Origin of the sequence: Klebsiella sp. JB_Kp004 (assembly GCF_040065795.1) — a bacterium.
Lineage (GTDB): Bacteria > Pseudomonadota > Gammaproteobacteria > Enterobacterales > Enterobacteriaceae > Klebsiella > Klebsiella quasipneumoniae.
The window spans coordinates 124,245-148,692 of the sequence record NZ_JBEAKW010000004.1 but is presented as its reverse complement, the minus strand read 5'-3'; the positions used below and the strand labels follow the sequence as shown (position 1 = coordinate 148,692).

General features: G+C 57.5%; 23 protein-coding genes and 1 pseudogene. 12 read left to right on the top strand and 12 right to left on the bottom strand.

Annotated elements, in window-relative coordinates; genetic code table 11:
* Positions 1–5: 5 nt before the first annotated feature.
* Entirely contained in the window at positions 6–2,054 is a 2,049-nt protein-coding gene (prc, locus tag ABLX76_RS04875) for a carboxy terminal-processing peptidase (RefSeq protein ID WP_348874101.1), read from the top strand.
* A gap of 234 nt (positions 2,055–2,288) precedes the next feature.
* A complete protein-coding gene (gene htpX / locus ABLX76_RS04870; RefSeq protein ID WP_023290225.1) occupies positions 2,289–3,173 on the top strand; it encodes a protease HtpX in 885 nt (294 codons plus the stop codon).
* Positions 3,174–3,241: 68 nt separating this feature from the next.
* Here the strand turns inward: htpX and ABLX76_RS04865 are convergent, their stop codons facing one another.
* Complete coding sequence (locus tag ABLX76_RS04865; RefSeq protein WP_241516504.1) at positions 3,242–4,612, bottom strand: MFS transporter; 1,371 nt, start codon at positions 4,610–4,612, stop codon at positions 3,242–3,244.
* A gap of 177 nt (positions 4,613–4,789) precedes the next feature.
* Here ABLX76_RS04865 and kdgR point away from each other — a divergent pair, with 177 nt between their 5' ends.
* Positions 4,790–5,581: a DNA-binding transcriptional regulator KdgR gene (gene kdgR / locus ABLX76_RS04860; protein WP_004203369.1), complete on the top strand. Its 792-nt coding sequence runs from the start codon at positions 4,790–4,792 to the stop codon at positions 5,579–5,581.
* A gap of 57 nt (positions 5,582–5,638) precedes the next feature.
* Here the strand turns inward: kdgR and ABLX76_RS04855 are convergent, their stop codons facing one another.
* Entirely contained in the window at positions 5,639–5,878 is a 240-nt protein-coding gene (locus ABLX76_RS04855; protein WP_023290223.1) for a YobH family protein, read from the bottom strand.
* A gap of 159 nt (positions 5,879–6,037) precedes the next feature.
* Here ABLX76_RS04855 and mgrB point away from each other — a divergent pair, with 159 nt between their 5' ends.
* The 6 genes and pseudogenes from mgrB to rlmA all read left to right on the top strand — a co-directional run bounded on the left by mgrB (position 6,038) and on the right by rlmA (position 10,296).
* Positions 6,038–6,181, top strand: a complete 144-nt coding sequence (gene mgrB / locus ABLX76_RS04850; protein ID WP_002911375.1) for a PhoP/PhoQ regulator MgrB — start codon at positions 6,038–6,040, stop codon at positions 6,179–6,181.
* A gap of 74 nt (positions 6,182–6,255) precedes the next feature.
* Positions 6,256–6,546, top strand: a complete 291-nt coding sequence (locus ABLX76_RS04845; RefSeq protein ID WP_023290222.1) for a YebO family protein — start codon at positions 6,256–6,258, stop codon at positions 6,544–6,546.
* Between the two features lie 591 nt (positions 6,547–7,137).
* Positions 7,138–7,209, top strand: a pseudogene (locus ABLX76_RS04840) (DUF2627 domain-containing protein); the annotation flags it as partial.
* A gap of 85 nt (positions 7,210–7,294) precedes the next feature.
* A complete protein-coding gene (cspE, locus tag ABLX76_RS04835) occupies positions 7,295–7,504 on the top strand; it encodes a transcription antiterminator/RNA stability regulator CspE (protein ID WP_001062678.1) in 210 nt (69 codons plus the stop codon).
* Positions 7,505–7,691: 187 nt separating this feature from the next.
* On the top strand, positions 7,692–9,440 hold the full coding sequence (gene ftsI, locus ABLX76_RS04830) for a peptidoglycan glycosyltransferase FtsI (protein WP_032428912.1): 1,749 nt from the start codon (positions 7,692–7,694) through the stop codon (positions 9,438–9,440).
* 61 nt (positions 9,441–9,501) lie between these two features.
* Positions 9,502–10,296: a 23S rRNA (guanine(745)-N(1))-methyltransferase gene (rlmA, locus tag ABLX76_RS04825; RefSeq protein WP_023290220.1), complete on the top strand. Its 795-nt coding sequence runs from the start codon at positions 9,502–9,504 to the stop codon at positions 10,294–10,296.
* A 3-nt stretch (positions 10,297–10,299) separates the two neighbouring features.
* On the opposite strand, the gene mntP is transcribed toward rlmA, so the two are convergent.
* The 5 genes from mntP to manX form a co-directional block, all read right to left on the bottom strand.
* Complete coding sequence (mntP, locus tag ABLX76_RS04820; protein WP_023290219.1) at positions 10,300–10,866, bottom strand: manganese efflux pump MntP; 567 nt, start codon at positions 10,864–10,866, stop codon at positions 10,300–10,302.
* Between the two features lie 419 nt (positions 10,867–11,285).
* Complete coding sequence (locus ABLX76_RS04815; protein ID WP_023290218.1) at positions 11,286–11,744, bottom strand: DUF986 family protein; 459 nt, start codon at positions 11,742–11,744, stop codon at positions 11,286–11,288.
* 62 nt (positions 11,745–11,806) lie between these two features.
* Positions 11,807–12,658, bottom strand: coding sequence for a PTS mannose transporter subunit IID (locus ABLX76_RS04810; RefSeq protein WP_004145526.1), 852 nt, complete (start codon positions 12,656–12,658; stop codon positions 11,807–11,809).
* Between the two features lie 12 nt (positions 12,659–12,670).
* Positions 12,671–13,471, bottom strand: coding sequence for a PTS mannose/fructose/sorbose transporter subunit IIC (locus ABLX76_RS04805; protein ID WP_004203359.1), 801 nt, complete (start codon positions 13,469–13,471; stop codon positions 12,671–12,673).
* 56 nt (positions 13,472–13,527) lie between these two features.
* Positions 13,528–14,499 carry a PTS mannose transporter subunit IIAB gene (gene manX / locus ABLX76_RS04800; protein ID WP_004203357.1) on the bottom strand — a complete coding sequence of 324 codons (972 nt, stop codon included), beginning with the start codon at positions 14,497–14,499 and terminating at the stop codon, positions 13,528–13,530.
* Positions 14,500–14,945: 446 nt separating this feature from the next.
* Between manX and yoaE the strand changes: the two genes are divergently transcribed.
* Positions 14,946–16,505, top strand: coding sequence for a CNNM family cation transport protein YoaE (gene yoaE / locus ABLX76_RS04795; protein WP_023290217.1), 1,560 nt, complete (start codon positions 14,946–14,948; stop codon positions 16,503–16,505).
* A gap of 36 nt (positions 16,506–16,541) precedes the next feature.
* Here the strand turns inward: yoaE and ABLX76_RS04790 are convergent, their stop codons facing one another.
* From ABLX76_RS04790 to pabB, 4 genes are all read right to left on the bottom strand, one after another.
* On the bottom strand, positions 16,542–18,098 hold the full coding sequence (locus ABLX76_RS04790) for an EAL domain-containing protein (protein ID WP_243806200.1): 1,557 nt from the start codon (positions 18,096–18,098) through the stop codon (positions 16,542–16,544).
* A gap of 189 nt (positions 18,099–18,287) precedes the next feature.
* Positions 18,288–19,652 (bottom strand): L-serine ammonia-lyase, encoded by a 1,365-nt coding sequence (sdaA, locus tag ABLX76_RS04785; RefSeq protein WP_004203344.1) that lies wholly within the window; start codon positions 19,650–19,652, stop codon positions 18,288–18,290.
* A gap of 162 nt (positions 19,653–19,814) precedes the next feature.
* Positions 19,815–20,393: a CoA pyrophosphatase gene (locus ABLX76_RS04780; protein ID WP_023290215.1), complete on the bottom strand. Its 579-nt coding sequence runs from the start codon at positions 20,391–20,393 to the stop codon at positions 19,815–19,817.
* 3 nt (positions 20,394–20,396) lie between these two features.
* Positions 20,397–21,752 carry an aminodeoxychorismate synthase component 1 gene (pabB, locus tag ABLX76_RS04775; protein WP_137916237.1) on the bottom strand — a complete coding sequence of 452 codons (1,356 nt, stop codon included), beginning with the start codon at positions 21,750–21,752 and terminating at the stop codon, positions 20,397–20,399.
* 88 nt (positions 21,753–21,840) lie between these two features.
* On the opposite strand from pabB, the gene ABLX76_RS04770 reads away from it, so the two are divergent.
* A complete protein-coding gene (locus tag ABLX76_RS04770) occupies positions 21,841–22,026 on the top strand; it encodes a YoaH family protein (protein ID WP_004203339.1) in 186 nt (61 codons plus the stop codon).
* Here ABLX76_RS04770 and ABLX76_RS04765 read toward each other — a convergent pair whose 3' ends face one another.
* Positions 22,027–22,371, bottom strand: a complete 345-nt coding sequence (locus tag ABLX76_RS04765) for a RidA family protein (RefSeq protein ID WP_002910910.1) — start codon at positions 22,369–22,371, stop codon at positions 22,027–22,029.
* A gap of 131 nt (positions 22,372–22,502) precedes the next feature.
* Here ABLX76_RS04765 and ABLX76_RS04760 point away from each other — a divergent pair, with 131 nt between their 5' ends.
* The gene (locus ABLX76_RS04760) at positions 22,503–24,413 is read left to right on the top strand and encodes an ATP-dependent DNA helicase (RefSeq protein WP_004175456.1); all 1,911 of its coding nucleotides are present in this window, start codon (positions 22,503–22,505) and stop codon (positions 24,411–24,413) included.
* The last annotated feature ends 35 nt before the right edge of the window (positions 24,414–24,448 follow it).

Here is a 24,448-nt window from a genome sequence, read left to right as displayed (position 1 = left end):
CAGGCATGAACACATTTTTTAAAATCACCGCGCTTGCGGGCCTGCTGGCAATAGCAGGCCATGCGTTCGCTGTTGATGAAATAACCCGGGCAGATCAAATCCCCGTGCTGAAAGAAGAGCCGCAGCACGCGACGGTGAGCGAGCGCGTGACATCGCGCTTTACCCGCTCTCACTACCGTCAGTTCGATCTCGACAACGCCTTCTCGGCAAAGATTTTTGACCGTTATCTGAACCTGCTGGATTACAGCCATAATGTGCTGCTGGCCAGCGATGTGGCGAAGTTCGCGGCGAAAAAAGACCAAATCGGCGACGAACTGCGCACCGGGAAACTGGACGTCTTCTATGACCTCTACAACCTGGCGCAGCAGCGCCGCTTCGAGCGCTATCAGTATGCGCTGAAGGTGCTGGAACGTCCGATGGACTTTACCGGCAACGATAATTTCAACCTTGACCGCTCCAAAGCGCCGTGGCCGAAAGACGAGGCCGAGCTGAACAAGCTGTGGGACGCCAAGGTGAAATTTGACCAGTTAAGCCTGAAGCTGGCGGGGAAAGACGATAAAGAGATCCGCGACACCTTAACCCGTCGCTATAAGTTCGCTATCCGTCGTCTGGCGCAAACCAACAGCGAAGATGTCTTCTCGCTGGCGATGACCGCCTTCGCCCGCGAAATCGACCCGCACACCAACTATCTGTCGCCGCGCAATACCGAGCAGTTCAACACCGAGATGAGTCTCTCACTCGAAGGGATCGGCGCTGTGCTGCAGATGGATGATGACTACACGGTCATTAATTCGCTGGTGGCGGGTGGTCCGGCTGCGAAGAGCAAAGCGATCAGCGTCGGCGACCGCATTGTCGGCGTCGGCCAGACCGGGAAGTCGATGGTCGATGTCATTGGCTGGCGTCTGGATGACGTCGTGGCGCTGATTAAAGGGCCGAAGGGCAGCAAGGTTCGCCTTGAGATCCTGCCGGCCGGCAAAGGGGCCAAGACGCGTATCGTCACCCTGACCCGCGAACGCATCCGTCTGGAAGACCGCGCGGTGAAGATGTCGGTGAAAACCGTCGGTAAAGAAAAAGTCGGCGTGCTGGATATCCCGGGCTTTTACGTCGGCCTGACCGATGATGTGAAAGTGCAGCTGCAGAAGCTGGAAAAACAGAACGTCAGCAGCGTGGTTATCGATCTGCGCAGCAACGGCGGCGGGGCGCTGACCGAAGCGGTATCGCTCTCGGGGCTGTTTATTCCGTCCGGCCCGGTGGTGCAGGTGCGGGATAACAATGGCAAGGTGCGCGAAGACAGCGATAACGATGGCGTAGTCTATTACAAAGGGCCGCTGGTGGTGCTGGTTGACCGCTTTAGCGCCTCAGCGTCTGAGATCTTTGCCGCCGCAATGCAGGATTATGGCCGCGCGCTGATCGTTGGCGAGCCGACCTTCGGTAAAGGTACCGTACAGCAGTATCGCTCGTTGAATCGTATCTACGATCAGATGCTGCGTCCGGACTGGCCGGCGTTAGGTTCCGTTCAGTACACCATCCAGAAGTTCTACCGCATTAACGGCGGCAGTACTCAGCGCAAAGGCGTAACGCCGGATATCATGATGCCAACCGGAAATGAAGATCGCGAAACCGGCGAGCAGTATGAAGACAACGCGCTGCCGTGGGATAGCATCAACGCGGCCACCTACGTGAAGTCCGGGGACCTCGCCCCGTTTGGACCGGAACTGCTCAAGCGCCACGACGAGCGTATTGCCCAGGATCCTGAGTTCCAGTACATCGTGAAGGATATTGCCCGTTATAACGCGATGAAGGACAAGCGTAACATCGTCTCTCTGAACTACGCGCAGCGTGAAAAAGAGAACGAAGAGGATGATGCGATTCGTCTGGCGAGGATTAACGATCGCCTGAAACGCGAAGGCAAACCGCCGCTGAAAAAACTGGACGATCTGCCGAAGGATTACCAGGAGCCGGATCCGTATCTTGATGAAACGGTCCATATCGCGGTAGACCTGGCGCATCTCGAAAAAGCGCGCCCGGCGGTGGAACCGCCGGCCAGCCAATAAGTCGCCAACGGGCACCCTGAGAGGTGCCCGTTTTTTTATGCGCTCGGTCATCGCCATTCAGCTCATCTAACAAAATGTCAACCTGCTCTGCCGCTGTCAGCAAGATGCTACAAAATGTAAAGTTGTGTTTTTATCGTGACTTAGCGGGGGCTGATGGTTGAAAATTGCAGCCTGACCCATACGATGTGGGTAATCGCATAGTGCGTTTTGTTAAATTGAGGTAAAAAGAAAATTATGATGCGAATCGCGCTTTTCCTGCTGACGAACCTGGCAGTGATGGTCGTGTTCGGGCTGGTGTTAAGCCTCACGGGGATCCAATCCAGCAGCATGACCGGTCTGTTGATTATGGCCCTGCTGTTCGGCTTCGGTGGTTCTATCGTTTCGCTGATGATGTCGAAATGGATGGCGCTGAAGTCTGTGGGTGGGGAAGTGATCGAGCAGCCGCGCAACGAAACGGAACGCTGGCTGATGAACACCGTTGCGCAGCAGGCGCAGCAGGCGGGCATTGCCATGCCGCAGGTGGCTATCTATCACGCCCCTGACATCAACGCCTTCGCTACCGGCGCGCGTCGCGACGCCTCGCTGGTCGCCGTCAGTACCGGGCTGTTGCAAAACATGAGCCGTGATGAAGCGGAAGCGGTCATCGCCCATGAAATCAGCCACATCGCCAATGGCGATATGGTCACCATGACGCTGATCCAGGGGGTGGTAAACACCTTCGTTATCTTTATCTCCCGCGTTATCGCGCAGATTGCGGCCGGCTTCCTCGGCGGCAACCGGGAAGATGAAGGCGAGAGCAGCAATGGCAACCCGCTGATCTACTTCGCCGTCGCCACGGTGCTGGAGCTGGTGTTCGGTATTCTGGCCAGCATTATCACCATGTGGTTCTCTCGTCATCGCGAGTTCCATGCTGATGCCGGCTCGGCGCGCCTGGTGGGCCGCGAGAAGATGATTGCCGCCCTGCAGCGTCTGAAAACCAGCTATGAGCCGCAGGAAGCCAGCAGCATGATGGCGTTCTGCATTAATGGTAAAGCGAAATCCATGAGCGAGCTGTTTATGACCCACCCGCCGCTGGACAAGCGTATTGAAGCCCTGCGTAGCGGTGAATATCTGAAATAGTCCGTCATCTGACGCTGAAAATAAAAATCCGCAGCCCGAAGGCTGCGGATTTTTTTTGTCCTTCATCGTCAGGCTGCGCGCGGCTGGGTGACGCGCAGACCGCTAATCAGCGCCGCGACGGTCGCCAGGATGCCGGCCAGCAGCAGGGCGGTGTGGGTGCCGCTGTTGCCGAGCAGGTTGAACAGCAGGGCCACCAGCGCGGCGCCGGTGCTCTGGCCGAGCAGGCGAGCGGTGCCCAGCATGCCGCTGGCGCCGCCGCTGCGATGGCTCGGCGCCGAGGCGACAATGGTGTGGTTGTTGGGCGACTGGAACAGCCCGAAGCCGGCGCCGCACAGCGCCATACGCCAGATAATATCCAGATCGGTGGGCGACGCCGGAAGCAGCGCCAGACCGAACAGGCCGCAGGCCATAACCAGCAGCCCAATGGCCCCCAGCAGCCCCGCATGGCATTTCTCGATTAAATAACCGGCCAGCGGCGCCATCACCATCGTCGCCAGCGGCCACGGCGTCAGCAGCAGGCCGGTTTCCACTTCGCTGCGCCCCATCATTGTCTGCAGGAAGAAAGGCAGAGAGACCATCGCCAGCATCTGTGCGCAGAAGGAGCAGATGGAGGTGCAGATTGAGAGGGAGAAGAGCGGGATGCGCAGCAGATCGACCGGCAGCAGCGGGACGGGCATCGTGAGCTGACGGCGAACGAAGAAAAAGCCTACCACCAGCATAGCGGCGACCTCCGCCAGCACCAGCTGCGTGGACTGGCCCTGGGCGAAACCGCTCAGGGCGGTGATCAACAGCCCGAAGGTCAGCGCGTTCATGATGGCGCTCGGCAAATCGAAGCGGACGATTTTGCTGCGCGCGCTGTTGGGCGGCAGAAAGCGCATGGCCAGGACAAAGGCGGCGATGCCGAGAGGCACGTTAATTAAAAACAGCCATTGCCATGAGGCGAGGGAGAGGATGGCGGCGGCGATCGTCGGGCCTGCCGCCGAAGAGACGGCGACGACAAAGGAGTTGATACCCATGCCGCGACCGAGAAAGCGCTGTGGATAAATCAGGCGGATCAACGCCGTGTTTACGCTCATCAGCGCGGCGCCGCCCAGTCCCTGGGCGACGCGGGCGAAGGTCAGCATTTCGAGGCTGCGCGACAGGGCGCAGGCCAGCGAGGTAAAGATAAACACCACCAGGCCTATCTTATAGATACGGCGATAGCCGACCATGTCGCCGAGGAAAGAGAGCGGCAGCAGGGCGATAACAATGGCGATTTGGTAGGCGTTAACGATCCAGATTGAAGCCGCTGGTGAGGCGTTAAGATCGCTGGCGATGGTTGGCAGCGCAACGTTAGCGATAGCCCCGTCGAGCACGGCCATGGTCAGCCCAAGCACAATGGTCAGAATGGCGCCATAGCGTTGCGGCAGCGGCACGCCATCGGATGAATTTTTATCCATGGTGAATATAAGTCTTGAATGAAACGGTTTTTTGAATGAAGAGTTTAGCATTGATTATTCCGCAGTATGTCGCAGATTTGTAACGAAGTGGCAGAAGAATGATTGCGGCGCAGAGGCGGCGAATTTATAATAAAAACCGGTTCTAAATTTTATAAAACAGTTACGACGAGGTGATAAATGGCAGGTGCAGATTTGGATAAACAGCCAGATTCTGTCTCTTCGGTATTGAAGGTTTTCGGCATCCTGCAGGCGCTGGGTGAAGAGCGTGAAATTGGCATTACCGAACTGTCCCAGCGCGTCATGATGTCGAAAAGCACCGTTTATCGCTTTTTACAGACCATGAAATCACTGGGCTATGTGGCGCAGGAGGGAGAGTCTGAGAAATACTCCCTCACGCTCAAACTGTTCGAGCTGGGTGCGCGCGCGCTGCAGAACGTCGATTTGGTGCGCAGCGCCGATATTCAGATGCGGGAACTCTCCCGCCTGACGAAAGAGACTATCCATCTCGGCGCGCTGGATGAAGACAGTATTGTTTACATTCACAAGATTGATTCAATGTATAACCTGCGGATGTACTCGCGTATCGGCCGTCGCAACCCGCTGTACAGCACCGCGATTGGCAAGGTTCTGCTGGCGTGGCGCGATCGCAGCGAAGTGGAGCAGATCCTTGACGGCGTGGAGTATAAACGTAGCACCGAGCGGACCATCACCAGTACCGCTGAGTTGCTGAAGGTGCTGGATGGCGTTCGCGAGCAGGGGTATGGCGAAGATAACGAAGAGCAGGAAGAGGGGCTACGCTGCATCGGGGTACCGGTATTCGACCGTTTCGGCGTGGTCATCGCCGGGCTGAGTATCTCTTTCCCGACCTTACGTTTCTCTGAAGAACGTTTGCATGAATATGTGGCGATGCTGCACCAGGCGGCGCGCAAGATTTCTGAGCAGATGGGATATAACGACTACCCCTTCTGACACGGCGCTGAAGCATTCGGCGACCGCGGCGCTATCGTCGCGGTCGCCGGTTCGATCTTAGCCGTTATCGACGACGGTTGCGCTTTTACGCAGCAGCGGGCAACTGCTGACGCCGATCACGCCGCTATTGGAATGCACATAAAGTGCGGTACTGACCCCACGGGCGGTGAGGTATTGACACTTCAGGCCGAGACCGCCGACGTTTTCTTCACTGTGGAATAATACCCCGTAGCCGCTTAATAATACGCCAATCCATAAGATAGCCACTACGACAATAGTACGAATGATTAATCGCATTGATGCCTCATTATTTGTAAGATCCTTGCCGTGATTTTGACACGAACACGTTTTGAAACAAGTCGATGATTCCTAAACTTGCCTTTCGTATTACAGTTAGCCGCGGTTTAAGAAGGCCGTGTTATCCTGGCGACATAAAGTACTGATGCGGAGAGTGGAGTGAAAAAATTACGGTGGGTTTTACTGATAGTCATCATAGCAGGCTGCCTGTTGCTGTGGACTCAGATGCTTAACGTAATGTGCGACCAGGATGTTCAGTTTTTCAGCGGCATTTGCACTATCAACAAATTTATCCCGTGGTAAGACATTTTTCTGACGACCGATTTCCTTCTGCGCCGCGGGTGGTAGAATGGACGCCTTCTCTTTGAGGTGGTGAAATGAGTGAGTTACTAAATCCTGGGATCTTAAATCTGGCATCGCTGGCCGTGTCTGTGGCGCTGCTGCTTGTCGGTCTGTTGTTATGGTTCTTCGTCAACCGCGCCAGCTCGCGGGCGAATGAGCAGATAGAACTGCTGCAGGCGCTGTTGGATCAGCAAAAGCGGCAGAATGCGCTGCTACGTCGCCTGTGCGAAGCCAGTGCGCCGGAAAAAGAGGACGTGGCTGAGCCGACCGTCGCCGGTAAGGCGAAAGGGGAGGACGAGTTTATCCGCCTGGTGGCAGAGCGCTAAGTACCTCGACAGGTGTGCATCATAAGATGCGCACCTGCATGATAGCGGGCGGTAATATCTTATTCTTATTCCATTATTCCTTTCTCAATGTACTATCCCCTTTTTTACACGCTGTAAATAAAGTGATCCCCGCCGCGTTTATTGTTGGATAACGTGACGCTGTCATCTTTTTTTCATTATTAAGGTGCAGAATTAGCACTATTTTTAGCGTGACGACTAACAGGTTTTATTATCACTACACTGGCGTGGCTTTAGCGATTTTTCGTCTGGGGTTATAACGAATTTTGCGCATCAATATTCATCACGGCCCGCCAGTCGCCCGTATACTGGCAGTTCGTATACGGACATACCTGGACGAAGCGAAGTTGTTGAGCTATGGTAAAAAAGTTGCCGTTACCGGGCTGCGCTCTTGCGTTATTGATAAACGCCATAGCGCCTTGCCAGGGGCGACAAACACGCATAAATGTGCAGGCGATCAAAGGATTACCTTATAATTTGTGCGAACGATCGAGACACGTTTAAAAATGGCTTGCCATTATTTACGTAGTGTGTGATAACACCTTTCGGGTTAAACGAGGTACAGTTCTGTTTATGTGTGGCATTTTCAGTAAAGAAGTCCTGAGTAAACACGTTGTCGTTGAATACCGCTTCTCTGCCGAACCTTAAATTAGTGCCTCATGCAGTTATGTGTCAGTTTTATCTATGTAAACGCCAGCAGGCGAAGAAAACAGTCTAAGGAATTTTGCAAATGGCAAAGATTAAAGGTCAAGTTAAGTGGTTCAACGAGTCTAAAGGTTTTGGTTTCATTACTCCGGCTGATGGCAGCAAAGATGTGTTCGTACACTTCTCCGCTATCCAGGGTAACGGCTTCAAAACTCTGGCTGAAGGCCAGAACGTTGAGTTCGAAATTCAGGACGGACAGAAAGGTCCGGCTGCAGTTAACGTAACTGCTATCTGATACAAGACCACTCTTCTTGTATAAAAGCCTCGCCTGCGCGGGGCTTTTGCGTTTTTATTGCAAAGCATGTCATTTTTCCCCCTCTCGTCGCGTCTTGTTGCAAATACTCAACTTTATTAGCATTGTGTAGCAGTCTGTTTTGCTAATTTTCTGTTAAATCAGTTGGTTGCAAAACAATGCCGGAGCTATGGTGCTAAATAAAAAAATGAAGTCCGCCGCCAGCTTTACCCCGATTCGCTTCGGGTTACTCTGCGTGGCTATACTCGGTTGTCTGGGACTGCTATTGGCCCGCGTGGGCTGGCTGCAGATTATTTCCCCCGATAATCTGGTAAAACAAGAGGATATGCGTTCTCTGCGCGAAGAGCCCGTTGCGGTTGAGCGGGGAATGATCACCGACCGGGAAGGACGACCGCTGGCGGTGAGCGTTCCGGTCAGCGCAATCTGGATCGACCCGCAGACCACCATGGAGAAGGGCGGCGTCGGCTACGGACCCCGCTGGCAGGCGATGGCCGAAGCGCTGCATCTCAACCTCGGGGAACTGGCCCAGCGGGTACAGAGCCATCCCCACGCCCGCTTTCTCTATCTGGCGCGGCAGATCAATCCCGAGCAGGCGGCGTGGATTGATAAACTGCATCTGCCAGGCGTCTACCTGCGCGATGAATCGCGGCGTTTCTATCCGGCAGGCCATGTGGCTGCCAATCTGCTGGGCTTTACCAATGTCGATAATCAGGGCATCGAAGGGGTGGAGAAAAGCTTCAACGCCCAGCTGACCGGTAAACCCGGGCGACGTCTGGTGCGGAAAGATAAACATGGCAATGTGATTGAGAACATTACCGAAGTACCGCCTGTGCCGGCGCATAATCTGCAGCTGAGTATCGATGAGCGCCTGCAGACGGTGACGGAAGATGCCCTCGACAACGCTGTTCGCTGGAATAAAGCCGAGTCCGGGGCGGCGGTGCTGATTAAAATCGATACCGGCGAGATCCTGGCGATGGCCAGCTATCCGGACTTCAATCCCAACAATCGCGATGCCGCAACGCTGGATGATTTTCGCAACCGGGCCATCAGCGATACCTTCGAGCCGGGGTCGACCGTCAAACCGCTGGTGATCATGACCGCGCTGCAGCAGGGGATTGTCCAGCCGGACAGCGTCGTGGACACTCATCCGTTTGTCCTCGACGGCCACCGTATCCGCGATGTCGGCTATTATCCGGAGCTGAGCCTGACCGGCATCCTGCAGAAATCCAGCGATACCGGCGTATCGCATCTCTCGCTTGCCATGCCGGTGCAGCATCTGATTGACACCTATACGGCTTTCGGCTTCGGCGAGCCGACGGGGTTGGGGTTGACCGGCGAAAGCGCCGGGCTGATGCCGCATCGTCGTTACTGGGGGCAATTGGATCGTGCCACCTTCGCTTTCGGCTATGGTTTGATGGTTACCCCGCTCCAGCTGGCGCACGTTTACGCCACCATCGGCGGCTTCGGCATACAACGACCGTTGTCGATCACCCGCATCGACCCGCCGGTGATTGGCACGCGCGTAATGCCGGAGAATATTGTTCACAGCGTGGAGCATATGATGGAGAGCGTGGCGCTCCCGGGCGGGGGCGGTACCAAAGCGGCGGTGCGCGACTACCGGGTGGCGGTAAAAACGGGGACGGCGAAGAAAATCGGTCCGGACGGCAAATATATCGACAAATATGTCGCCTATACCGCCGGCGTGGCGCCCGCCAGCCGTCCGCAGTTCGCGCTGGTTGTAGTGATGAACGATCCGAGCAATGGCTCCTATTACGGCGGGGCCGTTTCCGCCCCGGTATTCAGCCAGATTATGGGCGATGTCCTGCGGCTGGAGAACGTCATGCCGGACGGCATGCCACAAGGGGCGGAGAATCTGATCGTTATGCACGACAGCCACCCGCTGGCGCCGGCGCTGTAACAGTGGTCTGCAGGGGCGAATAGCGCTACACTTTCGCCCTTTCAGCGACACCGGAGCCGTCATGTCATACAGTTGCCCCCTTTGCCACGCGCCGCTCAGCCGTAGCGACAATCACTATTCCTGCCCGCAGCGGCACCAGTTCGATCTGGCGAAAGAGGGGTACGTCAATCTGCTACCGGTGCAGTTCAAACGGTCGCGCGATCCCGGCGACAGCGCTGAGATGATGCAGGCCCGCCGGGCGTTCCTCGACGCCGGGCATTATCAGCCGCTGCGGGACGCTATCGCTGAGCGACTGCGGCACGCTGCCCCTCAGGCATTACTGGATATCGGCTGCGGCGAAGGCTATTACACCCACGCATTTGCCGCCATCGCCAGCCGCAGCTGGGGGCTGGACGTGTCGAAGCCGGCAATCCGCGCGGCGGCGAAACGCTATCCGCAGGTGAATTTTTGCGTCGCCTCCAGCCAGCGGCTGCCATTCTCCGATAACAGCTTCGATGCGGTGGTGCGCATTTACGCCCCCTGCAACGCCGGTGAGCTGGCGCGGGTGGTGCGGCCTGGCGGATGGGTGATCACTGCCACGCCGGGCCCTCGCCATCTGCTGGAGCTGAAAGGGCTGATTTACGATGAGATCCGCCTGCATGAGCTGAAGACGGAAGCGATGCCGGGGTTCCGCCTGGATGCTCAGCAGCAGCTGGCTTATCCGATGACCCTGACGGGAAGTGAAGCGCAGGCCCTGCTGCAGATGACGCCGTTCGCGTGGCGGGCCAAAGCCGAAGTGCATGACGCGCTGCGTCAGCAGGCGACCTTTGGCTGCCAGACCGATTTTATGATCCATTGCTGGCAGCGTGAGGAGTAAAGCTTAACCGGCGAAATGGCTCCAGAGAATTTCGCTGCCGATGCCAATCAGTACGATACCGCCGAGAATTTCGGCCCGCTTGCCCAGCAGCGGGCCGATAAAGCGACCCACCATGATCCCCAGCGTCGACATGATAAAGGTGGCGCAGCCGATCGCCAGCGCGGTGGTCACAATGCTGACCTGCAGGAAGGCCAGACCGACGCCGACGGCCATCGCGTCAAGGCTGGTGGCGAAGGCGGTGGTGACCAGCAGCCAGAAGCCATGCCGGCGAGGCGCCTCGCACGCCTCGTCGCTATCGCCGCGAAGCCCTTCGACAATCATCCGCCCGCCGAGAAACACCAGCAGAATAAAAGCAATCCAGTGATTCCACTCGAGCACAAACTGGCTGGCCAGCATGCCCAGTCCCCAGCCGACCAGCGGCGTCAGGGTTTCAATGGCGCCAAAAATCAGCCCGGTGCGTACAGCTTCTGAGAATTTGGGTTTATGCAGGGTGGCGCCTTTGCCGATAGAGGCCGCGAAGGCGTCCATAGACATGCCGAAAGCGAGAAGAAGGGTTGCGGATAAATTCATGTGCCTGTCCTGACCGGGGATAATCCATATGACACATCGCTGCCCCCAGTAAATATACGCGGAGCCGCTCAATGGCTGAGCAATACGTACAGCAGTGATGTATCTATGGTCTCGCCTGATTGAATCACTTCAACCCGTACGTGCCACGTTTTGCAACGAGTATGTTGACACGTACATTTCCTGACGGGCAGGAAATCGGCTACTCCCCAACGACGGGCGCAACCTTAACATATTTTTAGAATATAAAACAATAACAGAAGAGGGCTATTTTAATAACCAAATGATAACGATTTTCATTTGAATTTATAAGTAAATAAATAGTTAATGAAAAACAGAAGGGCAGAGGGGGAAATATAGCCATGGCTATATAATTCCCCAGACGAAATCTGAAAAAACATAGCGTTGGCTATATTTTTAACTCATTGAGTTGAAACGAGAAGTTTGTATATTTTTTCCAGATCGTCGATATTTCGTACGCGAATCAGCAGCCGCCGTTGCTCTAATTGCATCACCAGTACGCCGTCTTCGGATAAATTCATCTCTTTAATTCGCTGATATTCTATCCACACGTTGGCGAAGAAAAAGCCGCGCGGTTTAAAAATGATTTTCGGCGTACGGATCCAGAATAAATAGAGTCCCATCAGCGCCAGCGCAGATAATAGCCAGGTGGTGATCGCGGTGCCGTGCTGGGTGATGTTGTTATAGATCAGAATGGCGATGAGGCCGACAAAGATCATGCCGTCAACGCGGCTGCGGCGAAGCAGGGGGATGGCCAGCAGCACCGGGCCGTTGCGCCTCGGCATAATAAACTGGTCATACACCGCGTAGGCCAGTAGCGCAAGGATAAACAGGATGATCACCAGGTCCGTGAATGTCATTGCTTTGCGTTCCTCCTGATAAAAAAAAGCCGGGGGCAAGCCCCCGGCGTACAACCTGGAAATTACAGACCCAGCAGACCGACAGCGTAGCCCGCGATACCGATGACAAAGAAGCCAACGATGATCCACAGCGGGTTAACTTTCTTACGCAGCAGCCACATACAGGCGAAGGTCAACAGCAGCGGTACCAGGCCCGGCATCAGCTGGTCGAGGATCGTCTGCACCGTGGTGACGTGAACCTGTCCGTCAGAGCCGGTGATTTTTGACACCACCATCGGAATGTTCACGTGCGTCCACTTGTTAACCAGCGCCCCCATGACAAACAGGCCGAGGATTGACGCCCCCTCAGTCAGTTTCTGCAGGAAGCCGCCGCCCATATCTTTCACGATGTCCACGCCTTTGCGGTAACCGTAGGCGACGCCATAGTAGCGGGTCAGTAGTCGCACCGCGTTGAACAGGATAAAGAACAGCAGTGGTCCGAGCAGGCTTCCGCTCATCGCGATCCCGGCGCCTAAGGCCGCGAACACCGGACGCACCGTACCCCAGAAGATCGGGTCGCCGACGCCGGCCAGCGGCCCCATCAGACCGACTTTGATGCCGTTGATGGCGCCATCGTCAATCTCTGCGCCATTGGCGCGCTGCTCTTCCATCGCCAGCGTTACGCCCAGTACCGGCGCGGCAACGTAAGGATGGGTATTGAAGAACTCAAGGTGACGCTTAATCGCCTGCTTACGCGCATCGTTGTTCTCCGGGTAGAGACGACGAATCGCCGGAACCATAGAGAAGCAGAAGCCCAGCGCCTGCATACGTTCGAAGTTCCATGAACCCTGGAACAGGTTAGAACGAATGAACACGCCACGAATATCACTCTGAGTGAGTTTTTTCTCGGTGGTATTTTTAGTCATATCAACCATTTCGCTCACCTGTTAGTCCAGTTCGTTATCGAGATCGTTGTTACCAGCCGCCTGAGCCGGGGCACCGGCGACGCGGTTATATTTCGGGCTCAGCTGGATGTAGAGGATTGCCATGACCGCGCCAATCACGCCCAGGGCCACCAGGTTGAAGTTGGTGAAGGCGGCGGTGACGAAGCCGAGGTAGAAGAACGGCATCAGGTAGCCCGCGCGCATCATATTGATGACCATCGCGTAACCTACAACCACGATCATGCCGCCGGCGATGTTCAGGCCGCTGGTAACCACTTCAGGGATCGCATTCAGCAGGCCCTGGACTTCGCTGGTACCGACGGAAATGGCCACGATGACGGCCGGGATAGCGATACGCATCGCCTGCAGGAACAGGGATGAGACGTGCAGCCACGACAGGGCGGTCAGGTTGCCATTCTCCGCCGCTTTATCCGCTGCGTGCTGGAAGGCTACGGTGATGGTACGCACGATGATGGTCAGCACCTGGCCTGCAGCCGCCAGCGGGATAGCCAGCGCGATGCCGGCGCCGATGCTCTGATGGCCGGCAATAACCAGAACGGTGGAAATAATGGACGCCAGCGCGGCATCAGGGGCAACCGCCGCACCGATGTTCATCCAGCCCAGGGCGATCATTTCCAGCGTACCGCCGATGATAATACCGGTTTTCATATCGCCGAGAACGGCGCCGATCAGCGTACAGGCGACCAGAGGACGGTGGAACTGAAATTCATCAAGCACCGACTCCATACCCGCAATACACGCGACGATGAACACCAGCACAATCTGAAGAAGGGTAATCTCCATTGTACTTCTCCTGTTGATTAAGTCTTAAAGTGAAAACTGGGGCGCGATCGTCCGGGTTATTTATCAACCTTGGCGATCAGATCCATCATTTTCAGTTTCGGGTCGGTGGACACTTTACGTGCCTCCAGCTCGATACCGCGTGCGTTCAGCTTGTTAAACGCCTCAATATCTTTGGCATCGACCGAAATCGCGTTGTTAACCTGGGTTTTGCCCTGGCGGAACGCCATACCGCCGATGTTGACGCTGGTGATTTTCACGCCGCCCTCGACGACGCGCTCAACGTCGGTCGGGTTAGTAAACAGCAGCATCACGCGCTGTCCGGCGTACATCGGGTTGTTGTAGACGCGGATCATTTTGGCGACGTCCACCACGTGGGCGGTGACGCCCGGCGGCGCAACCTGGGTCAACAGGGTTTTGCGCACGGTATCCGCGGCGACTTCATCGCTGACGACGATGATGCGGGTGACGTTGGTCTCTTTGGTCCAGCGGGTGGCGACCTGACCATGGATCAGGCGGTCGTCGATACGCGCAAGGCCAATGACCATGTAGTCATTCGGGCCCATCGGTTTGGCCGGGGCGGCGGCTTTTGGCGCCGCGGCAGGAGCGGGCGCAGGGGCCGCTTTTTCCACCGGTTTGGCCTTCAGCGCTTTCACGCCTTCGCTGCCGGTCTCTACCGCTAAGGCCACCAGCTCATCAAAGGAAGGATCGTCATCGCGGGCCATGAAGGTTTCCACCAGCATCGGGATGTTGACGCCGGCGATGACTTCGTAATGCTCTTTATCGACGACAATGCGGCTCGCAGCGTTGAACGGGCTGCCTCCCCATGTATCGACGAGAAACAGCACGCCTTTACTGGTATCCAGTTTTGCCAACTGGGCATTGTATTTCTCGATCAGCGTTTCGGCGTTTTCACCCGGAACGAAATCGATCCAGCCAACGTTTTCCTGCTCGCCCAACAGCATCTCTGCTGTTTTCAGCAGCTGTTCTGCAGCCCAACCATGTGTGCCTATTACAATAGCAATCGTCACTTGCTACCTCCTTTATTATCGTGAATGCATCATCTGCTTTGATACATCCTGAATCACTCTTGAGGACAAAATCGATTCAGTTAGGGTGTAAGATAGAAAATAGTTACTACCGCGAATTATTTTAGACAGTGAAAAAATAATTAATGTGATGAAGATCCGTTAATCAGGCATCGCCTGGTAATAATTTTGCAGCGCAAAAAATAGCCTTAGTTATTGCAAATTCAGGTAAATCTTTTCCAATTTCGATCTATATTTTGCTATGTTTAACTTCCGTTTAATTACTCAGGAGTATAGGGCATAGCCCGCAGTATGGACCGTCATCGACGTCTTTTCACTTTCTGGCACCTGGTTGCCACCTCCACGCATCACGCTTATCTCTCAGCATCTATTGTCGCGTCCGTGCATGACATGGCGATGACTGACGTTGCCGCTAACCGGAGTCGCACATGGAATTGTTAATGGATCCCTCAATCTGGGCCGGCCTGTTGACGCTTATCGTTCTGGAAATTGTGCTCGGTATCGATAACCTGGTGTTTATTGCCATCCTGGCGGACAAGCTGCCGCCGAAGCAGCGTGATAAAGCGCGACTGATCGGCCTGTCGCTGGCGCTGGTGATGCGCCTGGGGCTGCTGTCGGTGATCTCCTGGATGGTGACGCTGACTAAGCCGCTGATTACTATCGCCGATTTCTCCTTTTCAGGGCGTGACCTCATCATGCTGCTCGGCGGGATCTTCTTGCTGTTCAAGGCGACAACCGAGCTGCATGAACGGCTGGAAAACCGCCAGCATGACGCCGGTCACGGGAAAGGCTATGCCAGTTTCTGGGTGGTGGTACTGCAGATCGTGGTGCTGGATGCTGTCTTCTCTCTGGATGCGGTGATCACCGCGGTCGGGATGGTGAACCATCTGCCGGTGATGATGGCGGCGGTCGTGATCGCGATGATTATGATGCTGCTGGCGTCGAAGCCGTTGACGCGCTTTGTCAACCAGCACCCGACGGTGGTGGTGCTCTGTCTGAGCTTCCTGTTGATGATCGGCCTGAGCCTGGTGGCGGAAGGGTTTGGCTTCCATATTCCGAAAGGGTACCTGTACGCGGCGATCGGTTTCTCGATCATCATTGAGTTCTTTAACCAGGTGGCGCGCCGCAACTTTGTTCGTCACCAGTCGACGCTGCCGCTGCGCGCCCGTACCGCGGATGCGATCCTGCGCCTGATGGGCGGCCGTAAACAGGCCTCCGTCAACCATGACGCCGACAGCCCGGCGTCGGTGCCGGTACCGGAGGGCGCCTTTGCGGAAGAAGAGCGCTACATGATTAACGGCGTGCTGACGCTGGCTCAGCGCTCTCTGCGCAGCATCATGACCCCGCGCGGGGAAATCAGCTGGGTGGACGCTGAGCAGAGTGAAGATGAAATTCGCCGTCAGCTGCTTTCGTCGCCGCACAGCCTGTTCCCGGTCTGCCGCGGAGAACTGGACGAAATCATTGGCATCGTGCGGGCGAAAGAGATGCTGGTGGCCCTGGAGTCGGGCGAAAACGTCGCGGCGCTGGCCTCCGCCTCTCCGGCGATTGTAGTGCCTGAAACGCTGGACCCGATCAATCTGCTCGGCGTCCTGCGTCGCGCGCGCGGCAGTTTCGTCATCGTGACCAATGAATTTGGCGTGGTGCAGGGGCTGGTGACGCCGCTGGACGTCCTGGAAGCGATCGCCGGTGAATTCCCGGACGCCGATGAGACGCCGGAGATCGTTATCGATGGCGACGGCTGGCTTATTAAGGGGTCGACCGACCTGCATGCGCTGCAGCAGGCGCTGGGGCTGGATCCGCTGATCAATGACGATGAGGATATTGCCACCGTTGCCGGTCTGGTGATCTCCGCCAATGGCCATATCCCGCGCATTGGCGACGTGGTGTCGCTGCCGCCGCTGCATTTCACCGTGGTGGAAGCGAATGACTACCGGGTCGATCTGGTACGCGCGGTGGTCACCCGTCCGCCGAGCGACGAAGAAGAGTAATCGTCCTGCGCGCCGGTCCCCGTGGGGGCCGGCGAGTTATTCTGTTGCCTCTTGACTGGCCAGCCACGCCGGGAACGCCTCCACCGGCATCGGCCGCGCATAATAAAACCCCTGCAGCACATCGACGCCGTGGTTTCTGAGGTAGCTTTCCTGCTCCAGCGTCTCCACCCCTTCGGCAACGGTAATAATATTCAGCCGGTTGGCTAGGGAGATAATGATATCGGTCACCGTGGCATTGACGCTGTCTATCCCCACCGAGCTGGTAAACGAGCGGTCAATCTTCAGCACGTCCGGGCGCAGTTTTTCCAGCCATGAGAGCGAACTGTTGCCGGTGCCAAAGTCATCGATCGCCAGCTGTACGCCTTTCAGGTGCAGATCTTCGGCCATATGCTGGTCGCCATCCTGCAGGACATCGCGTTCGGTCAGCTCGACCACCAGCTGTTGTACCGGGTTCATGCTGAACCAGTAATTATGCAGGTCATGCAGCAGTAAGCCGTTGGCGAAGTGGCGGGCAGCGACGTTAATGGCGATATGAAATTGGCGGTCGCTGGGAAAAGCATCCAGACGGCGGGCGGTTTCGGCAATGACGTAGCGGGTGAGGGGAATGATCAGATTGTCCCCTTCGGCGATGGGAATAAACACCTCCGGCGAAATCGCTCCGCGGCGAGGGTTGTTCCAGCGCAGCAGGATCTCCACCCCGCAGCAGCGGCCGCTGCGCGCATCCTGCAGCGGCTGGCACCAGAGGGCAAACTCCCGGGCGGAAATACCGAGGCTTATCTCCCGCGAGAAGCTCATTCTTCCGGCGGTGGCCAGCCAGGCGATGCCGGTCATTAGCAGGCTGAAGATCAGCGCCAGCGGCAGCTCGCCGGGCAGTTCTTCGAGGGCGATTGTCGATGCGCCAGGGCCGTTGATGTTGATGGTAAACGGAAACTCGCCAGAGCGTAGGCGATAAATCACCGTTCCCTGCGGGGTATGCGTTTTATCGAGAAGCCCATCGCGGCTGCTAAAATAACGATCGCCAACCTGCAGGCTGACGTCGCTTATCAGGGATGATTTTTCGTTGAGAATTAAGGTCCCCAGCAGCTCGATATTGACAATCAACATCACGCCGTCCTGGCCGCTTTCCGGGGTGGGGTACCACTGGATCAATACCGGCGTCCCTTTAAGCAGCGATTTCTCGGTTGAAAAGAGCAATAAGGGATGGGGGGCTGGCAGCGAGGGCTGCAGCTGGTGTAAATCCGCCTGCCGTGGCCCGAAAATACTCGAACAGTAAACGATACCGTCCGTCACGAGGACGACGGAACGAACGGTCTGCAACGAGGCTGCCATTTTGCGCAGGGTCAGATGGATATCCGGGCAGCGTTTGCCCACCAGAGGAAGCAGGGTGGTGCGCTCCGCGCTCAGCGGGCGCAGGATATTATTCAGCGCCGCCACCCGCTGGCTGGCGGCCGTGCGAATATAGTCTTCATTTTCGCTACGCTGCGAAATAAATCGAATGGCTAAGGTGGCGCCCAGGGTCACCAGGGCGACCAGCAGGCAGACTATAATGCGTTTGCGGCGATAGGCCGTAATGACTTTTTGTGCAGTCTGCATGTGCGACACCCTGTCGACAGGACGAGAGGTTAAGCGTGGCTTATTTAATAGAGCAATTGTAGTGGCAGAATATCGCCAGGTATAGAAAAAAGAAAATGCGCCACGGAGGGCGCATCAGGAAGGCAGGGGCTTTTAGTTACCCTCGCTCCGCGCCTGCGCCCCGGGAGGCGGCAGGCGAAAGCCAACATGTTAGTCACACTGAACTTTAATCGCCAGGCCGCCTCGCGAGGTTTCGCGGTACTTGGCGTTCATGTCTTTGCCGGTTTCGTACATGGTCTCGATCACTTTATCGAGCGAGACGCGCGGTTCGCTGGTGCGGCGCATCGCCATCCGCGCGGCGTTGATCGCTTTCACGGAGGCGATGGCGTTACGTTCTATGCACGGCACCTGTACCTGGCCGGCGACCGGGTCGCAGGTCAGGCCGAGGTTGTGTTCCATGCCGATCTCCGCCGCCACGCAGACCTGCTCCGGGCTGGCGCCGAGCAGTTCAGCCAGACCCGCCGCCGCCATCGAGCAGGCGACGCCCACTTCGCCCTGACAGCCGACTTCGGCGCCGGAAATGGAGGCATTCATCTTGTACAGCGCGCCGATCGCACCGCAGGCCATAAAGTAGCGGATATAGATCTCCGGGCTGACGGATTCGATAAAGTGATCGTAATAGGCGAGTACCGCCGGAACGATGCCGCAGGCGCCGTTGGTCGGCGCGGTCACCACGCGACCGCCGGCGGCGTTCTCTTCATTGACCGCCAGCGCGAACATGTTGACCCAGTCAACCACGTTCATCGGATCGCTGGAGAGCTTATCGCTGGCCACCAGCAGACGACGCAGCGCCGAGGCGCGACGCGGCACGCGCAGCGGGCCAGGCAGCACGCCTTCGGTGTTCATGCCGCGGTCGATACAGGCGCGCATGGTCTGCCAGACATTAGCGAAATAGTCCTCGATCTCTTTTTTGCTGTGCAGCGCCAGCTCGTTCTGCATTACCATCCCGGAGAGCGACAGGCCGGTCTCTTTGCAGTAGGCCAGCATTTCCTGCGCCGATTTAAACGGGTAGGGCACCTGCAGTTCGTTGGCGTTTTCTTTGCCGAAGTGCTCTTCGTCGACGATAAAGCCGCCGCCAATCGAGTAATAGGTCTTGCAGTAGATCTCTTTCTCGCCGGCCCAGGCATGAATGGTCATGCCGTTTTCGTGCAGCGGCAGATTGTCGCTGCGAAAACGCATGCCGTCATCCGCCGGGAAGTCGACTTCGTGCTGACCGTTGGCCAGCAGCAGACGGCCGCGTGTCTCGACGTCACGGATAAATGCCGGTATCGCGTCTATATCGACCGTATCGGGCTGATTGCCCGCCAGTCCCATGATAATGGCGATGTCCGTATGGTGGCCTTTGCCGGTTAATGACAGCGAACCGTAGACGTCAACCGCCACGCGGGTCACTGCATTAAGCAATCCTTTTTCGACCAGGTCATCGACGAACTGTTTACCGGCCTTCATCGGGCCAACAGTGTGGGAAGATGAGGGACCAATCCCCACCTTGAACATGTCGAATAGACTAATCACGATAATACTCCTGACAGGGTTACCGCGGGTGCGGTAACGATGTAATAACTGCGCATAGTGTAAGAGGGAAGCGCCCTGTCAGTTCAACTATTCACATGAATTAAACTAATGGATAACCGCGATTTTACTAATAGTGAGAGCGCCCTCTCATAATCAGTATAGCTAAGGGCGCGCGCCTATCTGCAGCGCCAGCTCGCGAATGATCCCGGCGGTCATCCCCCAGACAAAATAATGCTGGTACCAGGAGAGCCAGACGCGGTGGTCGTTGCCCCGGCGGTGGATATCGAGCGGATGATAGCGCCCGAGGCGCAGGGCCTCGGCGAGCGGCATTTCAAATACCGCGGAGACTTCGTCCTGGCTGGCGTGATAGTGCAGATCCGGCGGAATAATACCCACCACCGGCGTCACCTGGAAGCCGGTGACGCTGTCCACCGGCGGCAGAACGCCAATCACCTCAACCGTCTCCGGCGGGATCGCCACCTCTTCCTGGGCTTCGCGCAGAGCGGCGGCGATAAGGGTCGCATCGGTATTATCTACCGCCCCGCCGGGAAAGGCGACCTGGCCGGCGTGCTTGCGCAGCAGCGGCGAGCGCTGGGTCAGCAGCAGGCCAGGCTGCGGCCGGCGCACGATCGGCACCAGTACCGCCGCCTGCCGCTGATTGAGCGCATGGCGCGAAGGCTGAGGGCGCAGCAGCTGGAAGCGGGACAGAAAATCATCCAGATTGAGGGCGTGGTCCGCCATGGTCTAGTTCTCCAGTTGGTGCAGGATACGATTAACTTTATCAAAAGTTTCCTGATATTCCGCATCTTCCTCGCTGTCCGCGACGATACCGCCCCCGGCGGAGCAATACAGTTGCCCCTGCCAGGCCGTCAGGGTGCGAATGGTGATGCTGGTATCCATATTGCCGCAATAGCTCAGATAGCCGACGCTCCCGCACCAGGCGTTGCGTCGCTGGGGTTCCAGTTCATCAATAATCTCCATCGCCCGTACCTTCGGCGCGCCGGTGATCGACCCTCCGGGGAAGGCGGCGCGCAGCAGATCGCTGGCATGAAGCGTCGCCGGCAGGCGGGCGGTGATGGTGCTGACCAGATGATGGACCGCCGGGAACGGCTCCACCACGAACAGCTCGGGGACCCGCACGCTGCCCGGGACGGCGACGCGGCCGATGTCGTTGCGCATCAGGTCGACAATCATTAAATTCTCAGCGCGGTCTTTCGGCGAGTTCGCCAGCTTCTCCGCCTGCTGCGCATCCGCCAGCGGCGAATCGAGCCGCGGCAGGGTGCCCTTAATCGGGCGCGTCTGGATCTCACCCTGGCGGAGCTGAATAAATCGCTCCGGCGACAGGCTTAAAATCGCCCCTTCCGCAAGGCGGATGAAGGCGCTAAAGGGGGCGCGGTTGGCGGCGTTCAGCCGGCGGAAGGCCAGCCATTCATCCCCGACGTAGCGGGCCTGAAAACGCTGGGCGAGGTTGACCTGATAGCAGTCACCGCTGCGCAGATAGGCCTGCACCTGACGAAATTTCTCGCCATACTGCTGGCGGTTCATATTTGACTGCCAGGCCGAGGTCAGGGCGAAGGTTTCACCCGGCGTCGGCGTTTGCGCCTCCAGCCACTGCAGACGCTGCTGCGGGTCGTCATAGCTGAGCAGCGACACCTGCTGGCGCTGATGGTCGACGATCAGCGCCCAGTCATAAATCCCCACCGCCATATCCGGCAGCGCGATATCGGCCTGCGCGGCAGCGGGAAGTCGCTCAAAACGGCGGCCCAGATCGTAACCGAAAAGCCCCAGCGCGCCGCCAAGAAACGGCAGATCCTCATGGGGCTGCGGCGTGAACGGCTGACGATCCAGCTGCTGCTGAAGCAGTTGCAGCGGATCGTCAGCCGAGACACAAACGGTCTCGCCGTCATCGATCCAGGTCTGTTCACCGCGCGTCAGCAACGTGGCGCGCGGGGCCGCCACCAGGATATCAAAACGGTTATGCGGATGGTCGGCAAAGCCGGAATGCAGCAGCATCGCCCAGGGCGTGGCGCTTAACGGCGTAAAATAGTATTCGGCGGCATCCGGGCGCCAGGGCAGGGTAATAATCGCGGGGGACAACATCTTTCTCGATCCTGAACGTTACCGTCCCTCTGGCGTAGGCGGGGACGGCGTGAAATAATTACGCCCCACAATGTAGCAGGAGTACAAGATGTTTGCAGGTTTACCTTCGCTGAGCCACGAGCAACAGCAAAAAGCGGTCGAACGTATCCAGGAACTGATGGCCCAGGGGATGAGCAGCGGCCAGGCGATTGCCCTGGTGGCGGAAGAGCTACGCGCGACGCATACCGGCGAACGGATCGTCGCGCGCTTTGAAGATGAAGACGAAGACGAGTAATTACACCGCGGCGATGATTTTGATCTCAACTTTATATTGCGGGTTCATCAGCGTCGCTTCCACCGTGCAGCGCACCGGGGCGTGACCGGCTACCACCCAGGCGTCCCAGGCTTTATTCATCGCCGCAAAGTCGCTTTTGTCGGCAAGGAAAATAGTGGCGTCAAGAATACGCGACTTGTCGCTGCCCTGTTTTTCCAGCACCGCGTCAATCTGCGCCAGGGTGTTGGCAGTCTGCTCGAAGGCATCGGCATCAAGATTCGCCGGTACGCCGGTGTAGTAAAGGGTCTGATTGTGGATCACCACATCTGACCAGCGGGCTTCGGCATCAATACGCGTAATTGTCATTTCTCATTCCTCTTTGAGCATTCCATTCGGCAGCGGCAAGACTGCCATAATGTTCCGCTCGCGTCACTACCCGGACTGGCGAAACGCCGTCCTCCCTGACATAATCACTGTCCAAATAACCAGGGGGCAATGTGATCGACGATTTTGCAGCAGACGGCCAGCTAGCCAAAGCCATACCGGGATTTAAACCGCGCGAGCCGCAGCGCCAGATGGCGGTGGCGGTCAGCGAAGCGATTGAGGCCTCCCGGCCGCTGGTGGTGGAAGCGGGGACCGGAACCGGTAAAACCTACGCTTACCTGGCGCCGGCGCTGCGGGCGAAAAAAAAGGTGATTATCTCCACCGGGTCGAAAGCGCTGCAGGATCAGCTCTACAGCCGCGATCTGCCCACCGTCGCCAAAGCGCTCAAATTCACCGGCAAACTGGCGCTGCTAAAAGGGCGCTCCAACTACCTGTGCCTCGAACGCCTGGAACAGCAGGCGCTGGCGGGCGGCGATCTGCCGGTGCAAACCCTCAGCGACGTGATCCTCCTGCGCTCCTGGTCGAACCAAACCCAGGATGGCGATATCAGCACCTGCGCCAGCGTGGCGGAAGATTCCCAGGCCTGGCCGCTGGTCACCAGCACCAACGATAACTGCCTCGGCAGCGACTGCCCGCTGTATAAAGATTGCTTCGTGGTGAAGGCGCGTAAAAAAGCGATGGACGCCGACGTGGTGGTGGTCAACCATCATCTGTTTCTTGCCGATATGGTGGTCAAAGAGAGCGGCTTTGCCGAACTGATCCCCGAGGCGGAGGTGATGATCTTCGACGAAGCCCATCAGCTGCCGGATATCGCCAGCCAGTACTTTGGCCAGTCGCTCTCCAGCCGCCAGCTGCTGGATCTGGCGAAAGACATCACCATTGCCTACCGCACCGAACTGAAAGACACCCAGCAGCTGCAAAAATGCGCCGACCGCCTGGCGCAAAGCGCCCAGGATTTTCGCCTGCAGCTGGGGGACCCGGGCTACCGCGGCAACCTGCGCGAGCTGCTGGCGGACAGCCACATTCAGCGGGCGCTGCTGCTGCTCGATGATGCTCTTGAACTGTGTTACGACGTCGCCAAACTTTCGCTGGGGCGCTCGGCGCTGCTCGACGCCGCCTTTGAGCGCGCCACGCTTTATCGCGGGCGTCTGAAGCGGCTGAAAGAGATCAATCAGCCGGGCTACAGCTACTGGTATGAGTGCACCTCGCGCCACTTTACCCTTGCGCTGACGCCGTTGACCGTGGCCGAGAAGTTTAAAGAGGTGATGGCGCAGAAGTCGGGAAGCTGGATCTTTACCTCGGCGACGCTGTCGGTAAATGACGATCTACACCACTTTACCGCCCGGCTGGGGATCGACGAGGCGCAGACTCTGCTGTTGCCTAGCCCCTTTGACTATCAGCATCAGGCGCTGCTCTGCGTACCGCGTAATCTACCGCTGCCGAACCAGCCCGGCGCGGCGCGCCATCTGGCGGCCATGCTTAAACCGCTGATCGAGGCTAACGACGGTCGCTGCTTTATGCTGTGTACTTCGCACGCCATGATGCGCGATCTGGCGGAGCAGTTCCGCGCCACCATGACCCTGCCGGTGCTGCTGCAGGGCGAGACTAGTAAAGGCCAGCTGCTGCAGCAGTTCGTCAGCGCCGGCAACGCCCTGCTGGTGGCCACCAGCAGCTTCTGGGAAGGGGTCGATGTGCGCGGAGACGCGCTGTCGCTGGTGATCATTGATAAGCTGCCGTTTACCTCGCCGGACGACCCGCTGCTGAAAGCGCGGATGGAAGATTGCCGGCTACGCGGCGGCGATCCGTTCGATGAAGTGCAGCTCCCGGACGCGGTGATCACCCTCAAGCAGGGGGTGGGCCGGCTGATCCGCGATATCGACGACCGTGGGGTGCTGGTTATCTGTGACAACCGGCTGGTGATGCGCCCTTACGGCGCGGTGTTCCTGGCCAGCCTGCCGCCCGCGCCGCGGACCCGCGATATCCGCCGGGCGGTGCGCTTCCTCGCCGTGCCGCCGGCAAGGTAATCCGCCCTAAAATGTGTTAAGCTGCGCGCCATTTT

Bases quoted from the DNA above. Each gene is read 5' to 3' on its own strand.
- mntP (WP_023290219.1), bottom strand. From the start codon at position 10,866: ATGAATTTATCCGCAACCCTTCTTCTCGCTTTCGGCATGTCTATGGAC.
- ABLX76_RS04770 (WP_004203339.1), top strand. From the start codon at position 21,841: ATGTTTGCAGGTTTACCTTCGCTGAGCCACGAGCAACAGCAAAAAGCG.
- ABLX76_RS04810 (WP_004145526.1), bottom strand. From the start codon at position 12,658: ATGGTTGATATGACTAAAAATACCACCGAGAAAAAACTCACTCAGAGT.
- ABLX76_RS04815 (WP_023290218.1), bottom strand. From the start codon at position 11,744: ATGACATTCACGGACCTGGTGATCATCCTGTTTATCCTTGCGCTACTG.
- pabB (WP_137916237.1), bottom strand. From the start codon at position 21,752: ATGTTGTCCCCCGCGATTATTACCCTGCCCTGGCGCCCGGATGCCGCC.
- ABLX76_RS04790 (WP_243806200.1), bottom strand. From the start codon at position 18,098: ATGCAGACTGCACAAAAAGTCATTACGGCCTATCGCCGCAAACGCATT.
- ABLX76_RS04865 (WP_241516504.1), bottom strand. From the start codon at position 4,612: ATGGATAAAAATTCATCCGATGGCGTGCCGCTGCCGCAACGCTATGGC.
- kdgR (WP_004203369.1), top strand. From the start codon at position 4,790: ATGGCAGGTGCAGATTTGGATAAACAGCCAGATTCTGTCTCTTCGGTA.
- yoaE (WP_023290217.1), top strand. From the start codon at position 14,946: ATGGAATTGTTAATGGATCCCTCAATCTGGGCCGGCCTGTTGACGCTT.
- ftsI (WP_032428912.1), top strand. From the start codon at position 7,692: ATGGTGCTAAATAAAAAAATGAAGTCCGCCGCCAGCTTTACCCCGATT.
- ABLX76_RS04845 (WP_023290222.1), top strand. From the start codon at position 6,256: ATGAGTGAGTTACTAAATCCTGGGATCTTAAATCTGGCATCGCTGGCC.
- rlmA (WP_023290220.1), top strand. From the start codon at position 9,502: ATGTCATACAGTTGCCCCCTTTGCCACGCGCCGCTCAGCCGTAGCGAC.
- ABLX76_RS04805 (WP_004203359.1), bottom strand. From the start codon at position 13,471: ATGGAGATTACCCTTCTTCAGATTGTGCTGGTGTTCATCGTCGCGTGT.
- prc (WP_348874101.1), top strand. From the start codon at position 6: ATGAACACATTTTTTAAAATCACCGCGCTTGCGGGCCTGCTGGCAATA.
- htpX (WP_023290225.1), top strand. From the start codon at position 2,289: ATGATGCGAATCGCGCTTTTCCTGCTGACGAACCTGGCAGTGATGGTC.
- ABLX76_RS04855 (WP_023290223.1), bottom strand. From the start codon at position 5,878: ATGCGATTAATCATTCGTACTATTGTCGTAGTGGCTATCTTATGGATT.
- ABLX76_RS04765 (WP_002910910.1), bottom strand. From the start codon at position 22,371: ATGACAATTACGCGTATTGATGCCGAAGCCCGCTGGTCAGATGTGGTG.
- cspE (WP_001062678.1), top strand. From the start codon at position 7,295: ATGGCAAAGATTAAAGGTCAAGTTAAGTGGTTCAACGAGTCTAAAGGT.
- ABLX76_RS04780 (WP_023290215.1), bottom strand. From the start codon at position 20,393: ATGGCGGACCACGCCCTCAATCTGGATGATTTTCTGTCCCGCTTCCAG.